At 64.3% G+C, this 15,170-nt stretch carries 12 protein-coding genes; 4 read left to right on the forward strand and 8 right to left on the reverse strand.

What is annotated here, in order from left to right:
• Nucleotides 1-38: 38 nt before the first annotated feature.
• Both ACLF6L_RS00225 and ACLF6L_RS00230 read right to left on the reverse strand, forming a co-directional pair.
• On the reverse strand, nt 39-368 hold the full coding sequence (locus ACLF6L_RS00225) for an SMR family transporter (RefSeq protein WP_008932060.1): 330 nt from the start codon (nt 366-368) through the stop codon (nt 39-41).
• A gap of 46 nt (nt 369-414) precedes the next feature.
• Nucleotides 415-756, reverse strand: a complete 342-nt coding sequence (locus ACLF6L_RS00230; RefSeq protein ID WP_040405425.1) for an SMR family transporter — start codon at nt 754-756, stop codon at nt 415-417.
• Between the two features lie 120 nt (nt 757-876).
• On the opposite strand from ACLF6L_RS00230, the gene ACLF6L_RS00235 reads away from it, so the two are divergent.
• On the forward strand, nt 877-1,764 hold the full coding sequence (locus ACLF6L_RS00235) for a LysR family transcriptional regulator (protein WP_238617174.1): 888 nt from the start codon (nt 877-879) through the stop codon (nt 1,762-1,764).
• A 3-nt stretch (nt 1,765-1,767) separates the two neighbouring features.
• On the opposite strand, the gene ACLF6L_RS00240 is transcribed toward ACLF6L_RS00235, so the two are convergent.
• Nucleotides 1,768-3,093 carry a serine hydrolase domain-containing protein gene (locus tag ACLF6L_RS00240; protein ID WP_412852096.1) on the reverse strand — a complete coding sequence of 442 codons (1,326 nt, stop codon included), beginning with the start codon at nt 3,091-3,093 and terminating at the stop codon, nt 1,768-1,770.
• Nucleotides 3,094-3,324: 231 nt separating this feature from the next.
• Between ACLF6L_RS00240 and ACLF6L_RS00245 the strand changes: the two genes are divergently transcribed.
• Complete coding sequence (locus tag ACLF6L_RS00245; RefSeq protein ID WP_238617176.1) at nt 3,325-3,789, forward strand: YbjN domain-containing protein; 465 nt, start codon at nt 3,325-3,327, stop codon at nt 3,787-3,789.
• A gap of 25 nt (nt 3,790-3,814) precedes the next feature.
• Here ACLF6L_RS00245 and ACLF6L_RS00250 read toward each other — a convergent pair whose 3' ends face one another.
• The 5 genes from ACLF6L_RS00250 to ACLF6L_RS00270 all read right to left on the reverse strand — a co-directional run bounded on the left by ACLF6L_RS00250 (nt 3,815) and on the right by ACLF6L_RS00270 (nt 11,716).
• A complete protein-coding gene (locus ACLF6L_RS00250) occupies nt 3,815-4,894 on the reverse strand; it encodes an NAD(P)-dependent alcohol dehydrogenase (protein WP_412852097.1) in 1,080 nt (359 codons plus the stop codon).
• Nucleotides 4,895-4,966: 72 nt separating this feature from the next.
• A complete protein-coding gene (locus tag ACLF6L_RS00255; protein ID WP_238617178.1) occupies nt 4,967-5,893 on the reverse strand; it encodes an AEC family transporter in 927 nt (308 codons plus the stop codon).
• A gap of 64 nt (nt 5,894-5,957) precedes the next feature.
• Complete coding sequence (lpdA, locus tag ACLF6L_RS00260; protein ID WP_412852098.1) at nt 5,958-7,403, reverse strand: dihydrolipoyl dehydrogenase; 1,446 nt, start codon at nt 7,401-7,403, stop codon at nt 5,958-5,960.
• 86 nt (nt 7,404-7,489) lie between these two features.
• Entirely contained in the window at nt 7,490-8,791 is a 1,302-nt protein-coding gene (odhB, locus tag ACLF6L_RS00265; RefSeq protein ID WP_238617180.1) for a 2-oxoglutarate dehydrogenase complex dihydrolipoyllysine-residue succinyltransferase, read from the reverse strand.
• Nucleotides 8,792-8,884: 93 nt separating this feature from the next.
• The gene (locus ACLF6L_RS00270; RefSeq protein ID WP_238617181.1) at nt 8,885-11,716 is read right to left on the reverse strand and encodes a 2-oxoglutarate dehydrogenase E1 component; all 2,832 of its coding nucleotides are present in this window, start codon (nt 11,714-11,716) and stop codon (nt 8,885-8,887) included.
• Nucleotides 11,717-11,854: 138 nt separating this feature from the next.
• Here ACLF6L_RS00270 and uvrD point away from each other — a divergent pair, with 138 nt between their 5' ends.
• On the forward strand, nt 11,855-14,041 hold the full coding sequence (uvrD, locus tag ACLF6L_RS00275) for a DNA helicase II (protein WP_412852099.1): 2,187 nt from the start codon (nt 11,855-11,857) through the stop codon (nt 14,039-14,041).
• A 28-nt stretch (nt 14,042-14,069) separates the two neighbouring features.
• Entirely contained in the window at nt 14,070-15,152 is a 1,083-nt protein-coding gene (locus tag ACLF6L_RS00280; RefSeq protein ID WP_412852100.1) for a TRAP transporter substrate-binding protein, read from the forward strand.
• The last annotated feature ends 18 nt before the right edge of the window (nt 15,153-15,170 follow it).

The following is a 15,170-nucleotide window of genomic DNA, read 5'->3' on the forward strand; positions in this document are numbered from 1 at the left end:
AAGCCAACGGCCGCTGGATGCCAGTGCCGGGGCCGCAATCAGCCCGTCTTGATGACCACGATGGCTACCACCACCAGCAGGATGCCCGCCCAGCCGACGGCATTGAGCCGCTGGCCGAAGCACCAGAGTCCTCCCAGGGCGGTGCCCAGGATGCCCAGGGCTCCCCAGGTGGCATAGGCGATGGCCAGGTCCATGTAGCGGATTGCCTGGGCCAGAAGCGTGAACGCTCCCAGCACCAGCAGGATGGCCAGTATGCCCCAGAGTTTTTTGCGGAAGCCGTTGGACAGGGTCAGCAGCAGGTTGGCCGCCACGTCCAGGGCCGCGGCAAGGGCCACCAGGGTGAAGGGTAGCAGGTGTGTGGCCGACATGGAAGGATGCCTCTCTCTTGGTTTGTGTCAGTCGGTTTTTGGTCAGTCAGGCTGACGCTTCAGGATGCTTTTCACCGGCATTGATCATGATGATCCCCACCACGGCCAGGCCCAGTCCGATCAGCTCCTGAGTGGACAGGGTGCTGCCGAACACCAGCAGGGACAGGGCCGTGATGAGGGTGATGCCCAACCCCTCCCACATCGCGAAGGCCACTCCCACAGGGATCTTTTTCACCGCAAAGCCCAGGAAAATGTAGGAAAAAATGATGCATACATACATGATCAGGTAGCCGGTGATGCCGACTCCCGAACTCAGAAAGTTCATGGTGCTGACACCGGATACCTCGGTCACGATGGCCAGCATCAGGAACATCCATGCCAATCTCATGGTCGATCTCCAAAGGGTGTGTGACCGGAGATGCTATTCGGTGACTGGGGATCTGGCATAATCGCTGAGCGTCGTAAAATCTGACGCATAAGTGTCCGTTCTTCTGCCCGTGGACCGCCCATGACCCTGGCCCAGATCCATGAGTTCGTTCTCGTTTGCCGCCACGGTTCCATTGCCGCCGCTGCCCGTGCCCTGGGCAAAAGCCGGGGGGCGGTGAGCATGGGGATTTCTGCACTGGAAGACCACCTTGGGGTGACGCTGTTCGAACGCAGCGGCAATCAGGTAAAGCCGACCCCTGTCGGCGCAGACCTGCTGGACGATTGTCAGCGCATCGTCTCCCTGTCCCAGTCCCTGGAGCAGCGCTGCAGGCACCATCTTCAGGGGGAGGAGCGGATGCTCCGCATCGCCCGGGATGACGCTTTGCCCGAGGCCTTCTGGCGGGAAATCGTCATTCGTCTGTCGCGACGCTTCCCCAACCTGGATCTGTGCTTCGGGCTGTCCACCATGGCGGAGCTGGACGCCATGATCGCCAGCGGCGAGGTGGACCTGGGAATCGGCCTGCGGCGGGTATCCTCCAAGCCGTCGGCGTCGGAGACCGTGGTACTCAGTCCGGTGCGGGTGATGATGGTGGTTGCCGCCGGACATCCGTTGTCCCTGCTGCAACAGGTTTCGGAACAGGATCTCAGGGACTATCCATGCATCGGCCAGGCGCATTTCACGCCCCAGGGGCTTCGGGTAACGGAGGCGGCGTCCGCCAGGCAGGTGGGTGTGAGCCACTTCGAGCTCATGCGCGACATGGCGGCGGAAGGCATCGGCTGGACCTGGCTGCCCCAGCCCCTGGCCGCCGACGACCTGGAAACGGGGCGGTTGGTGATCCTGAGGCATGTTGCCGCCGTCCGGATGGATGAATACGTGGCCCTCAAGTCCCGGTATTACCGGGAAGGCCAGGTCACCGACTGGCTGCTGGCGCAGGTACGGGAGTATCTGCGCCGATGCGAGTCCGCCTGATGATCAATGTCTCATCAGATACTCGGCCACGGCCTGATAGGCGGGCAGTGAGTTAGGGTCGATCTTGGTATTGCTTGCCGTGGGGAAAGATGAAAAACGCACGATCACCATCCCGGCGGTCGGGTCCACATAGATGGTCTGCCCATGGACGCCGCGTGCCGCGAAGGCACCATGGGGATTGTGAAAAATCCACCACATGCCACGGTAGCTACCGCCGTCAAGGGTGGCATACCCCGCCCTTGCAAAGGCTTCCCTGTCGCCACCGGCGCGGATGTTTGCCACGACCTCTTCGGGAAACAGCCGTTGTCCGTTGATCTCGCCGCCGTTCAGCATCAGCAGGCCGATTCGCCCCAGATCACGCAGACCGGCGCTCAACCCTCCACCCGCAAATGGTATGCCCTTGCCGTCGATGGTCATGTAGGCATCCTGCTCTGCGCCCATTCTGCTCCAGATACGTTCTGACAGCAGCTCCGCGATATTCCTGCCCGTCACCCGCGATATGATCCAGCCGAGGGTATCCGTGTTGATGGTCCGGTAGCCGAAACTCTGCCCATGAACCCCATCCTGTCCGACGGTTTGAAGGTATTCAAAATACCCGTTTGGACCTTCATACCCCTCGGGTTTCGGCAACGGACTCGCCGCGGCGGAATAGGCCCATATGTCGGCCTCGGGGTCGGCATAGTCTTCGCTGTAATCGAGTGCCGTTGTCATATCCATGACCTGGCGCACGGTGGCCTCGCCAAACCCACTGTGGGAGAGTTCCGGGACAAGGGTGGCCACTTTGGCGGTATCATCAAGCGTTCCCTCCGCCACCAGGATCTCGGCCAGCAGCCCCGTCAGAGACTTTGTCATGGACATCGCCGCGTGCTGGCTCATTTCGTCGAGACAGCCGAAGTACCGTTCGTAAACCACCCGGTCCTTATGGATGATGAGTATGCCGTCGGTGTAATTGGCCGAGAGCGACGCCTTCCATGTCATGGGTTCATCGCCATCCAGTGGCGTGAAACGCACGGCATCAATGCCGTCATCGAGGGCGTACATCAGCGGCACCGGCGCGCCGATGCCGCGGCCGACCTGCTTGGTCGGCAGTAGCTCGCGTATGTGGCACACCGTCCAGCGCAGCTTGGGGAAGCTGAAGTAATCGGACTCGGGGTGTGTGATCAGTTTTTCAGGGGGCGGCGGAAAACCCGTCATCCACCCCAGTCTTACCGGGTCCGAGTGCTCGGCGTCCAATGGTGGGTCGGATTGTGCCATCACCGGTCTGATGTCGACGGAAAAGGCCAGGACGAGCGTTAATGCCACAAGTGCGTTGCAAATTGGAGCGGACATGACGCGTCCCCCGTACGGCGTTGATCAGGCGTGGCGTTGGAGTGGTTGCTTGGGTTGGTTCGGTTCGGTTCGGATTATCAAACCCGGGGCCCCGGGTGATGACTGGGATGGATAAGCCGGTGAGTGGTTGAATGATTCTGACACGGGAGTGTATATCATCTGATTGGAACCTTTTGTCCGTGGGATGCCACTCCCGGTAAGTCCCTGATAGCCCTTTGAAGGAAATTCACCATGCTCAAACCAGTGTTGATGAGTGCGGTCTTGCTGGCCGCGACCGGTACCCTGTCGGCGGCCGAGATCGTGGATGCGAAGGATCCGGAAAAGATCCGGCAGCTTGCCCAGGGATATGGTTCAGCGACCCTGACCACCGACAGTGTGGGTGACCCCATGATCCGCGGGCGCATCGACGGCACGGGCTACACCATCATGTTCTATGGGTGTTCGCAGAATCTCAATTGCAAGAACATTCAGTTCACCAGTGCCTGGCAGACCAATGGCCAGTACACGCTGGAAGACATGAACCAGTGGAACAGGGTTGCCCGTTTCGGCAAGGCCTATCTGGATGACGAGGGAGATCCCGTGCTGGAGATGAACGTTAATCTGGATTTCGGCGTCACCGCGCGCAACCTGGACGACACCCTGGACTGGTGGCGCGTGGCGTTGCTCAAGTTCCGCAGCGAGGTGCTGACGAAGTAATCGCCGTTCCTTGCCGTGCACTGGGTCAATGGGTACTGATCGCCACCTTGAGCACGCCGTCACGCTGATGGGAAAACAGGTCGTAGGCTTCCACGATCCGGTCCAGGTGATAGCGGTGGGTGACCATCGGTCCAAGATCCAGGCGGCCATTGGCGATGATCTGCATCAGCCGGCGCATGCGCTCCTTGCCGCCCGGGCAGAGGGAAGTCACGATCTTGTGGTCACCCAGGCCGGCACAAAAGGCATCCATGGGAATGGTCAGATCGCTGGAATAGACCCCCAGGCTGGACAGGGTGCCGCCCGGCTTGAGCACCCGCAAGGCCGCTTCGAAGGTGGACTGCAGGCCCAGCGCCTCGATGGAAGCATCCACGCCGCGTCCACCGGTCAGTTTCAGGATTTCCGACACCACATCCACCTTGCGAAAGTCCAGTGTCACGTCGGCTCCCATCTGCCGTGACATCCGCAGGCGCTCATCGACGCCATCCACGGCAATGATCATGCCCGCACCCCGCAGGCGGGCACCGGCGGTGGCACACAGCCCGATGGGACCCTGGGCAAAGACGGCGACGATATCACCGATGCGGATATCCGCCGATTCGGCCCCCGCAAATCCGGTGGACATGATGTCCGGACACATGAGCACCTGCTCGTCGGTCAGTCCATCCGGCACCGGACTCAGGTTGGCCTGGGCATCGGGCACCAGCAGGTACTCCGCCTGGGCGCCATCAATGGTGTTGCCGAAGCGCCAGCCACCCATGGGTTTGTAGCCATGGGCATGGTGTCCACCATCCTGGGCACAGCAATGGTCCTGGCAGGCGTAGGAGGTGAAACTGGGGCAGATGGCGCCGGCAATGACACGCTGTCCCTCGGCATATCCCTGCACGTTTGCCCCCAGCTTCTCGATGATCCCCACCGGTTCATGGCCTATGGTCAGGCCGGCGGCAACCGGGTACTCACCCTTGAGGATGTGCACGTCGGTACCGCAAATGGTGGTCGTGGTGATGCGTATCAGGGCATCGTTGGGTCCCACGGCGGGGATCGGTTTGTCCGTGATTTCAATACGGCCGGGTTCCACGAACACCGCGGCTTTCATCATGCTGGCCATGGCCCCATCTCCACGTCTGGACTCTTATGAGTTAAGCAGAAAACGAGGGCGGTGGGGGCGACAGAACGGCCTCTATCCCCCCGGCATCAGCCACGTCACCATCACCGGGATGAATCCCAATGCAAAGATCGTGCTGAGCAGGGTGGTGCCGGCGGCCTGTCTGGGGTGGGTGTCCAGGAGGGTGGCGATGACCACGGTGTTGGCGGCGATGGGGGTGATGGAGAGCAGGAATATGGCCTGATGAACGGCCAGGTCATGGATGCCCAGCCAGTGGGTGTCCACCCAGGCAAAGGCCAGGGCCAGCAGGGGCCAGCTGATGAACTTGCCGGCAAAGGCCAGGAGGGTGAAGCGGGGGTTGCCCGCCAGGCCCCGGAAACTGAGGATGCTCATGCCGATGATCATCATGCCCAGGATGCTGTAGGCCCCCCGCAGGTTGTCGAACAGGGGTTGCAGCACCTCCGCGATACCGACGCCGTTCAGGTTCAGGGCCGCGCCCAGCAGGAAGGCATAGAGGGAGGGCAGGCGGGATACCTTGACCAGGCAGTCACGGATGCTGAAGCGCCCCCGCGCCGCCAGATAGAAACCCACGGAATGCTCGAACAGGGTGGTGCCCAGCATGCACAGGATGTACAGGCTCACGCCTTCCGCGCCGAACAGCAGGAGGGCCACGGGAATGCCGAAATAGCCGCTGTTGCCGGTGCCCACCGACAGGGGAATGAGGGCGGCGGTGTTGTCCCCCAGCCAGCGCCGGGCCAGATACAGGTGAGTCAGGGCGATCAGGGTGCAGAAGCCGAAGATCATCACCGGCAGCAGCAGGACGCTGGGGCTCAGGGGGGCGTGCATCACTCCGGCAAAGATCACCGACGGGGTGATGATGTAGAGCATGATCCCGGCGATATGGCCGCCGCTGGCGTTGAGATAGCGCCCGGCCAGCCAGCCCAGCACGATGGTGATGTACAGGGGGAGCAGTTGGGTGAGCAGGGAGAAGGTGGCGGTCATGCGGGCAGGATAAGGCCCCGCCCCCCGGAGGGGGAGCGGGGCCGTCGGGAGGGAAGGTTCGGATTTAGCCCTTCTTGCCGGGCGGGATGTGCAGCGGATGGCCCAGGGTGGCCAGGGCGGCTTCGTGCACGGCCTCGGAGAGGGTGGGGTGGGCAAAGACGGTGCGGCCCAAATCCTCGCTGGAGGCCCCGAATTCCAGGGCGATGACACACTCGGCGATCAGCTCGGAGGCGCGGGAGCTGATCACATGGGCGCCCAGCAGACGGTCGGTGTCGGCGTGGGCCAGCAGTTTGACGAAACCGGTGGTGTCCTCCATGGCCCGGGCCCGACCGGAGGCGGCAAACGGGAACACGCCCACGGAGTAGGGGATGCCCTTGTTCTTGAGTTCCTGCTCGGTTTTGCCCACCCAGGCGATCTCCGGGAGGGTGTAGATCACGCTGGGGATGGTTTCGTAGTTGAGGGTGGTGCCCATGCCGGCGATGCGCTCGGCCACCATGACCCCTTCCTCGGAACCCTTGTGGGCCAGCATGGGGCCGCGCACCGCGTCGCCCACCGCATAGACGTTGGGCAGAGTGGTCTTGCAGTGGTCGTCCACATGGATGGCCCCCCGCTCGTCGATGAGCAGTTCCACCGGGCCGCTTACCAGGCCGTCGGTGGAGGGGCGGCGACCGACGCAGACCACCAAGCGGTCGAAGCGCTCCTCGTGACGGCCCTGTTCGTCCTCGTACATGACGGTGACGGTGCCCTTGTCCTCGTCCACCTGGGTGTCGGTGACGCGGGCCGAGAGGCGGATGTCCAGTCCCTGCTTGCCGAAGATCTTCAGGGCCTCCTGGGAGACCTGGTCGTCGCAGAAGGAGAGGAAGCGGTCCTGGGCCTCCAGCACCACCACTTCGGACCCCAGGCGGCGCCAGACGCTGCCCAGCTCCAGGCCGATGACGCCGCCGCCGATCACGCCCAGGCGCTTGGGTACCTCGTCGAAGGCGAGGGCGCCGGTGGAATCGACGATGTACTTGCCGTCATAGGGGGCGCACTTGAGTTCCACCGAGTGGGAGCCCGGCGCCAGGATGATGTGTTCCGGCTCCAGGATCTCTTCCTTGCCGTCGTGGGAAGAGAAGCAGACCTTGCGCTCCCCCTGAAGCTGGCCCTGGCCCTTGAGCCAGGTGACCTTGTTGGCCTTGAACAGGCCCTGGATGCCCTGGGTGAGGTTGCCGATGAGACGGTCCTTGCGGGCCATCATTCCGGCCAGATCCAGTTCCACGTCGCCCACATGCACGCCGTGGGTGTTCAGGTGCTTGCGGGTGTGTTCGTACAGCTCCGAGGATTCCAGCAGGGCCTTGGAGGGGATGCAGCCCACGTTCAGGCAGGTGCCCCCCAGGCGCTCCTTGCCCGCGTCATCCCGCCAGCGGTCGATACAGGCGGTCTTGAGTCCTAGCTGGGCGCAACGGATGGCGGCCACATAGCCTGCCGGGCCGGCGCCGATCACTACTACGTCATAGTCCTGCTGTGCCATGGTCTGGCTCCCGATCTTATTGTCTTGTGTTCATGTGGCCCGTGTCGCGGCCTCAACCGCCACACGGGCATGGTTCAGGATGATCCCTACACTTCCAGCAGCAGTCGGGCCGGGTCTTCCAGCATGTCCTTGATGGTCACCAGGAACTGCACGGCCTCGCGACCGTCGATGATGCGGTGATCGTAGGACAGGGCCAAGTACATCATGGGCCGGATCACCACCTGGCCGTTCTCGGCCATGGGGCGCTCCTGGATGCGGTGCATGCCCAGGATGGCGCTCTGGGGCGGGTTGATGATGGGGGTGGACAGCAGGGAGCCGAAGACACCGCCGTTGGAGATGGTGAAGGTGCCGCCGGTGAGGTCCTCCATGCCCAGACTGCCCGCCTCGGCCTTCTTGCCGAAGTCGTTGATGGTGCGCTCGACCTCCGACATGGTGAGGGTGTCCGTGTCCCGCAGGATGGGCACCACCAGCCCCCGGGGCGCGGAGACGGCGATGCCGATGTCGAAATAGCCGTGGTAGACGATGTCCTTGCCGTCGATGGAGGCGTTCACTTCGGGGAAGCGCTTGAGGGCCTCGGTGGCGGCCTTGACGAAGAAGGACATGAAGCCCAGGCGCACGCCGTGGCGTTTCTCGAAGCGGTCCTTGTACTGGGCCCGCAGGTCCATCACCGGCTTCATGTTCACCTCGTTGAAGGTGGTGAGCATGGCGGCGTTCTGCTGGGCCTCCACCAGGCGCTCGGCGATGCGTGCCCGCAGGCGGGTCATGGGGACACGCTTTTCCGGGCGGGCACCGCTGGGGCCGGTGGACGGGGCCGGCGGCGGGGCGCTGGGTGCCGGGGCCGCCTTGGCTTCCGGGGCGGTGGCAGGCGCTGCCGGTGCCTGGGCGGCCTCTGCCTCCAGGGTTTCCAGGTACTTGAGCACGTCTTCCTTGAGCAGGCGGCCGCCCTTGCCGGTGCCTTCGATCTCGGCCGGGTCCAGGCCGTGTTCGTTGACCAGGCGGCGTACCGCCGGACTCAGGGCCGGGTCATCCCCATCATCGGCGGCATCCCGCCCGGCGGTGGCGGTATCCGGTTGCTTCGCGGTTTTCCCCGCGTCCTTGCCGCCGTCATTACTGGCAGCCTTTTTCTTGCCGCCGCTCTTGCCGCCCTTGCCGGCTTTTTCCAGGCGGGCGATCACTTGCCCCGCGGTGACGATGGCACCCTCCTGCTCAATGATCTCCCCCATCACCCCGTCCTCGGGGGCGGGAACTTCCAGCACCACCTTGTCGGTTTCGATGTCGACCAGTATCTCGTCCCGCTTGACCTCGTCTCCGGGTTGCTTGTGCCAGCTGACGATGGTGGCATCCGAGACGGACTCGGGGAGTTGCGGGATTTTGACCTCTGTACTCATGGCGTGTGTGTCCTTATGGTTCCGGCCTTGGGACGCGGATGCGATGCACATCCGTTGGCCCCCTGTGTGTCTCTCGCCCTGGTGGTGGCCAGGTCAGTTCTGGCGCAGGGCCCGTTCGATCAGGGCTTCCTGCTGTTTCACGTGAACGTCCAGGTGGCCCACCGAGGGTGAGGCGGAGGCGGGCCGTGTGACATGCTGCAGGTAGCGGTCTTCGCCCAGCAGGGCGCGGATATGATGCTGGCTGGAGTACCAGGCACCCTGGTTGAGGGGCTCTTCCTGGACCCAGTAGAACTCGGTGGCGTTGGGGTATTGTGCCAGGATCCGGCTCAGTTCCTCTTCCGGGAAGGGATAGAGTTGCTCCAGGCGCAGGATGGCGATGCCGTGTTTCTCCTCGGCGCGGCGACGCTCCAGCAGGTCGTAGTAGACCTTGCCGGCACAGAGCACGATCCGGGTGACGCCCTGGGGATCCAGCGGATCGATCTCGTCGATGACGTTCTCGAAGCGGCCTTCGGTGAGGGATTCCAGGGTGCTCACCGCCAGCTTGTGGCGTAGCAGGCTCTTGGGTGTCATCACGATCAGCGGCTTGCGGTAAGGGCGGATCATCTGGCGTCGCAGCAGGTGGAAGATCTGTGCCGGGGTGGAGGGGACACAGACCTGCATGTTGTGCTGGGCGCACAGCTGCAGATAGCGTTCCAGGCGGGCGGATGAGTGTTCCGGGCCCTGGCCTTCATAGCCGTGGGGCAGCAGCATCACCAGGCCGCACAGACGTGCCCATTTCTGTTCGCCGGAGCTGATGAACTGGTCGATCACCACCTGGGCACCGTTGGCAAAGTCGCCGAACTGGGCTTCCCACAGGGTCAGGGTGTTGGGGGCCGCGGTGGCATAGCCGAACTCGAAGGCCAGTACCGCCTCTTCCGACAGCAGGGAGTCGATGACCAGGAACTCCTCCTGGTTCTCGGCCAGATTGCGTAGCGGTATCCAGCGGTTGCCGTCGCGCTGGTTGAACAGCACGGCGTGACGATGGAAGAAGGTGCCGCGGCCGCTGTCCTGCCCCGTCAGACGTACCGGGTAGCCTTCGGTGACCAGACTGGCGTAGGCGGAAATTTCGGCAAAACCCCAGTCCAGAGGCAATGAGCCGGCGGCCATCTTGCGACGGTCGTCCATGATCTTGGCCACCCGGGGGTGCAGCTCGAAGCCCTCGGGCAGGTCCACCATGCGTCGCCACAGCCCGCGCAGGGTATCCAGGCCGACCCGGGTCTCGGCGGGCTCCCGCCAGTCCCGGTCGAGGAAGGGCTTCCAGTCCACGGCCTTGTCGTAGGGGGATTCGGACTTGTCGATGACAAAGGGCATCAGACTGGTGCCGGCGTCCAGACGGGTGCGACAGGAGGCTTCCATGGCCCGGGCCTCTTCCCCGTCGAGGATGCCTTGCTGTTCCAGTCGCTCCGCGTAGCGGGCACGGGTGGTGGGCATGGACTTGATGCGCTGGTACATCACGGGCTGGGTGGCGGAGGGCTCATCGGCCTCGTTGTGGCCATGCCGTCGATAGCAGATCAGGTCGATGACCACGTCCTTCTTGAAGGTCATCCGGTAGTCGAGGGCGATCCGGGTGGCAAACAGCACCATCTCCGGGTCGTCGCCGTTCACGTGCAGGATGGGGGCGTTCACCATCTTGGCCACGTCGGTGCAGTAGGGGGTGGAGCGGGCATCCTTGAGGGTGCTGGTGGTGAAACCGATCTGGTTGTTGATGACGATGTGCACCGTGCCCTTGGTGGAGAAGCCCCGGGTCTGGGACATGTTCAGGGTTTCCATCACCACGCCCTGACCGGCAAAGGCGGCATCGCCGTGGATCACCACCGGCAGCACCTCGTCTCCGTCCCGGTCGTCACGGCGGGTCTGCCGGGCACGCACCGAGCCTTCCACCACCGGTCCCACGATTTCCAGGTGGGAGGGGTTGAAGGCCAGGGCCAGGTGCATGGGGCCGCCGGGGGTCTGGATGTCGGAGGAGAAGCCCATGTGGTATTTCACGTCGCCGGTGCCGGGGTGCCGGCGGCCGGTGCCCTCGAATTCCTGGAACAGCTCCGCCGGGGATTTGCCCAGGATGTTCACCAGCACGTTCAGGCGGCCCCGGTGGGCCATGCCCATGACCATCTCCCGAACCCCCTGCTCACCACCGCGCCGGATCAACTCGTCCAGCATGGGAATCAGGCTCTCGCCCCCTTCCAGGGAGAAGCGTTTCTGGCCCACATAGCGGTTGTGGAGGTAGCGCTCCAGGCCTTCGGCGGCGGTGAGGCGGTCGAGGATGTAGCGCTTGCGATCGGCGGTGAAGCCGGGTTCGCCGCGCACCGGCTCCAGGCGTTCCTGCAGCCAGCGTTTTTCGGTGGTCTCGGTGATGTGCATGTATTCGGCACCCAGGGTCTTGCAATAGGTGCTCTTGAGAATGCGGCCGATCTCCCGCAGGGAGGCCTCTTTCGGGCCGAACAGGGAACCGGTGTTGAAGACGGTGTCCAGGTCGCCTTCCGAGAGCTCGTGGTGTTCCAGGGTCAGTTCCGGCAGGGCGCTGGCGGGTTCATACAGGCCCAGCGGGTCCAGGTCCGCCTGCAGGTGGCCCAGGAAGCGATGGGCATTGATGTACTGAAGTACCCGGACCTGCTTGCGTTCATGTTCCAGGCTGCCCATGGGCAGGCCGCGCTGGGTGCCGGCCTCGGCCATCTGGCGGAATTCATCGCGGATCCGGCTGTGGATGACCTGGGGCTCCCGGCCGGCTCGGGTCATATCCTCGAAATAGGTTCGCCAGGCTTGTGACACCTGCTGGGGGTCTTCCAGGTAGGTCTCGTAGAGCTGGTCCAGGTAGGCGGCATTCCCGGCATCCAGATGGGAGGTGTTCCATTGGGCCTGCATGTCGCGGGTTTGGGTCGCTTTGGTCATCGGCGCGTCCGCTGGTGGCGTGAATAGCGTGAGTTTATGGTTTCGGGGGTCCCTATATATGTAGACCTTTCCGGCGTTCTATCCAAGAGGAATCACCCCCGGATTCACCCGGCCACGGGTTTTGATAGACTCCCCCGGATGGATGCTGCTCCCCTGCTTGAATCACTCAACGAAGCCCAGCGCGAAGCGGTGGGCAGTCCCTGCGGTCCTCTGCTGGTGCTGGCCGGTGCCGGCAGCGGCAAGACCCGCGTCCTGGTCCATCGGGTGGCCTGGCTGATCCAGGTGGAGGGACTCTCGCCCCACAGTATCCTCGCCGTGACCTTCACCAACAAGGCCGCCGGTGAGATGCGCGGGCGGCTGGAGAGCCTGCTGGGCATCCCGCCCCGGGGACTGTGGGTGGGGACCTTCCACGGTCTGGCCCATCGCCTGCTGCGTACCCACTGGCGCGAGGCCGGCCTGCCGCAAGCCTTTCAGATCCTCGATTCGGAGGATCAGTTCCGCCTGGTGAAGCGGGTACTCAAATCCCTGGAGCTGGACGAGGCCCGCTGGGTGCCCCGGCAGATGCAGTGGTACATCAACAGCCGCAAGGATGAAGGGGTACGGCCCGAACACATGCAGGACACCGGCGATCCGGTGAACCGGCAGATGATTCGCATCTACAGCGCCTACGAGGCCGCCTGCCGTCGCGCCGGGGTGGTGGATTTCGCCGAATTGCTGCTGCGCAGCCTGGAGCTGTTGCGGGACAACCCCGACCTGCTGGAACACTATCGCCATCGCTTCCGCCATATCCTGGTGGACGAGTTCCAGGATACCAATGCGATCCAGTATGCCTGGTTGCGACTACTGGCGGGTGAGCGCACGCCGGTGTTTGCCGTCGGCGACGACGATCAGTCCATCTACGGCTGGCGCGGTGCCCGCATCGAGCACATCCAGAAATTCTGCCGTGACTTTCCGGGTGCCCGCACCGTGCGCCTGGAGCAGAATTACCGCTCCACCGGGACCATCCTCCAGGCCGCCAATGCCCTGATCCGCAACAACGGTGAGCGTCTGGGCAAGGAACTGTGGACCGAGGATACCGCCGGTGCTCCGGTCACCCTCTATGCGGCCTACAACGAGCATGACGAGGCCCGCTTCGTGCTGGACCAGATCCGTGCCTGGCGGGCGGCGGGTGGCGCCTGCCGCGACGTGGCCATTCTCTACCGGTCCAATGCCCAGTCCCGGGTGTTCGAGGAGGTGCTGATCCAGGCCGCCGTGCCCTACCGCGTCTATGGCGGGCTGCGCTTTTTCGAACGGGCGGAAATCAAGGACGCCCTGGGGTATCTGCGCCTGGTGGAAAACCGGGCGGATGACACCGCCCTGGAGCGGATCATCAACCAGCCGGCCCGGGGGTTGGGAGAGCGGACCCTGGCCCTGATCCGGGAGCAGGCCCGTGAACAGGGCAGCAGCCTGTGGGCGGCCGCCGACCGTCTGTTGTCGCAGGGGACCCTGACCGCCCGCGCCGGCAATGCCCTGCGCGGCTTCATGCAACGGATCGATGCCATGCAGCAGGCCTGTCAGGGCATTGAACTCCACGAACAGGTGGAACATGTGGTGGCCCATTCCGGTCTGAGGGAACACTATGCCCAGGAGAAGGGTGAAAAGGCCCAGACCCGGCTGGACAACCTGGACGAACTGGTCAGTGCCGCCAGGGGCTTCGTGCCCGATGGCGAGGCCCAGGGAGACATGTCGCCCCTGACCGCCTTTCTCTCCCATGCCGCCCTGGAGGCGGGGGAAGGGGAGGCGGACCCCTGGGAGGACTGCATCCAGCTCATGACCCTGCATTCCGCCAAGGGGCTGGAGTTTCCGCTCGTGTTCCTGGTGGGCATGGAGGAGGGGCTGTTTCCCCATCGCATGTCCCTGGACGAACCCGGGCGCCTGGAAGAGGAGCGGCGACTGGCCTACGTGGGCATCACCCGCGCCTGTCGCCGGTTGGTGATGAGCTATGCGGAGACCCGTCGGCTGCACGGCCGGGAGACCTATAACGCCCCCTCCCGCTTTGTTGGGGAGCTGCCTGCCGAACTGTTGGAGGATGTCCGGCCCCGGGCCATGATCCGGCGCCCGATGCCCGAGAGTCCGGCCCGGCCCCCGGCGCGACCGTCTCCGTTCCGGGCACCGGCGCAGGAGGGTGGGCTGGCCATGGGCGCCCGGGTGCGTCATCCCAAGTTCGGGGAGGGCGTGATCACCGACCTGGAAGGGCAGGGCAAGTCGGCCCGGGTCCAGGTAAGATTTGCCGGCCAGGGCAGCAAGTGGCTGGTGGTGGGCTTTGCCAAGCTTGAGCCCATCTGACTGAGAGCACACAGAACCGAGGTCATCCATGCATCGACGGGATTTCCTGGGCAAGGCCGCCCTTACCGCCCTCGCGGCTGGCGGCGCCCTGACCGGTTGCGGTATTCCCCAGGGGAGTGAAACTTCGGCGCCGGACACCGGCCGTCGCTTCCACTGGCGCATGATCACGGCCTGGCCCCATGAGTCTCCCGGCCTGGGGGGCGGTGCGCAGCTACTGGCGCGAACCCTTCACGAGCTGTCCGACGGTCGCATTCAGGTCCGGATCTTCGCGGCGGATGATCTGGTGTCGCCCTTCGAGATCTTCGGGGCGGTCTCCCGCGGTGCCGCCGAGATCGGTCACGGTGCCGCCCATTACTGGCAGGGCCTGAGCGGTGCCGCGCAGTTCTTCACCGCGGTGCCGTTCGGCATGGGCGCCCTGGAGACCCAGGCCTGGCTGCATGCGGGTGGCGGTCTGGAGCTCTGGCGGGACCTGTACCGTCCCTTTGACGTGATCCCCTTTCCCTGCGGCAACACCGGAGCCCAGATGGGGGGCTGGTTCCGGCGCGAGATCCGGACCATCGAAGACTTCCGGGGGCTGCGCATCCGTGCCGTGGGGCTGGGGGGCGAGGTCCTGCGGCGCGCCGGTGCCGAGGTGATCCGGCTGCCCGGTGACGATCTGCCGGAGGCCATGCAGTCGGGGCTGCTGGAGGCGGCCGAGTGGATGGGGCCTTACGAGGACATGGCGCTGGGCCTGCATCGCCAGGCGCCCTATTACTACCACCCGGGCTGGCAGGCCCCCGGTTCCCAGGTGGAGGCCCTGATCAATCGGGACGCCTACGAGGCCCTGCCCCAGCACCTGCAGATTGCCGTGGCCCAGGCCTGCCGCCTGGCCGGCGAGCAGATGATCCATGAATTCCTGGCCCGCAATCAGCAGACCCTGGATCGACTGGTGAGTGAGCAAGGGGTTCAGCTGCGGCGTTTCCCGGATGCCGTGCTGGATGATCTGCGCCGGCTGAGCCAGGACATGTTGCTGGAGATGACGGCGGACGACCCCTTCATCCGCCGGGTTCATGCCTCCTACATGGGGTTCGCGTCGGAGATGGTCCGCTGGAAGGAAATTCACTCGATTTGACTGTGCGGGCCCCTTCCA

Origin of the sequence: Ectothiorhodospira shaposhnikovii (genome assembly GCF_047222355.1) — a bacterium.
Lineage (GTDB): Bacteria > Pseudomonadota > Gammaproteobacteria > Ectothiorhodospirales > Ectothiorhodospiraceae > Ectothiorhodospira.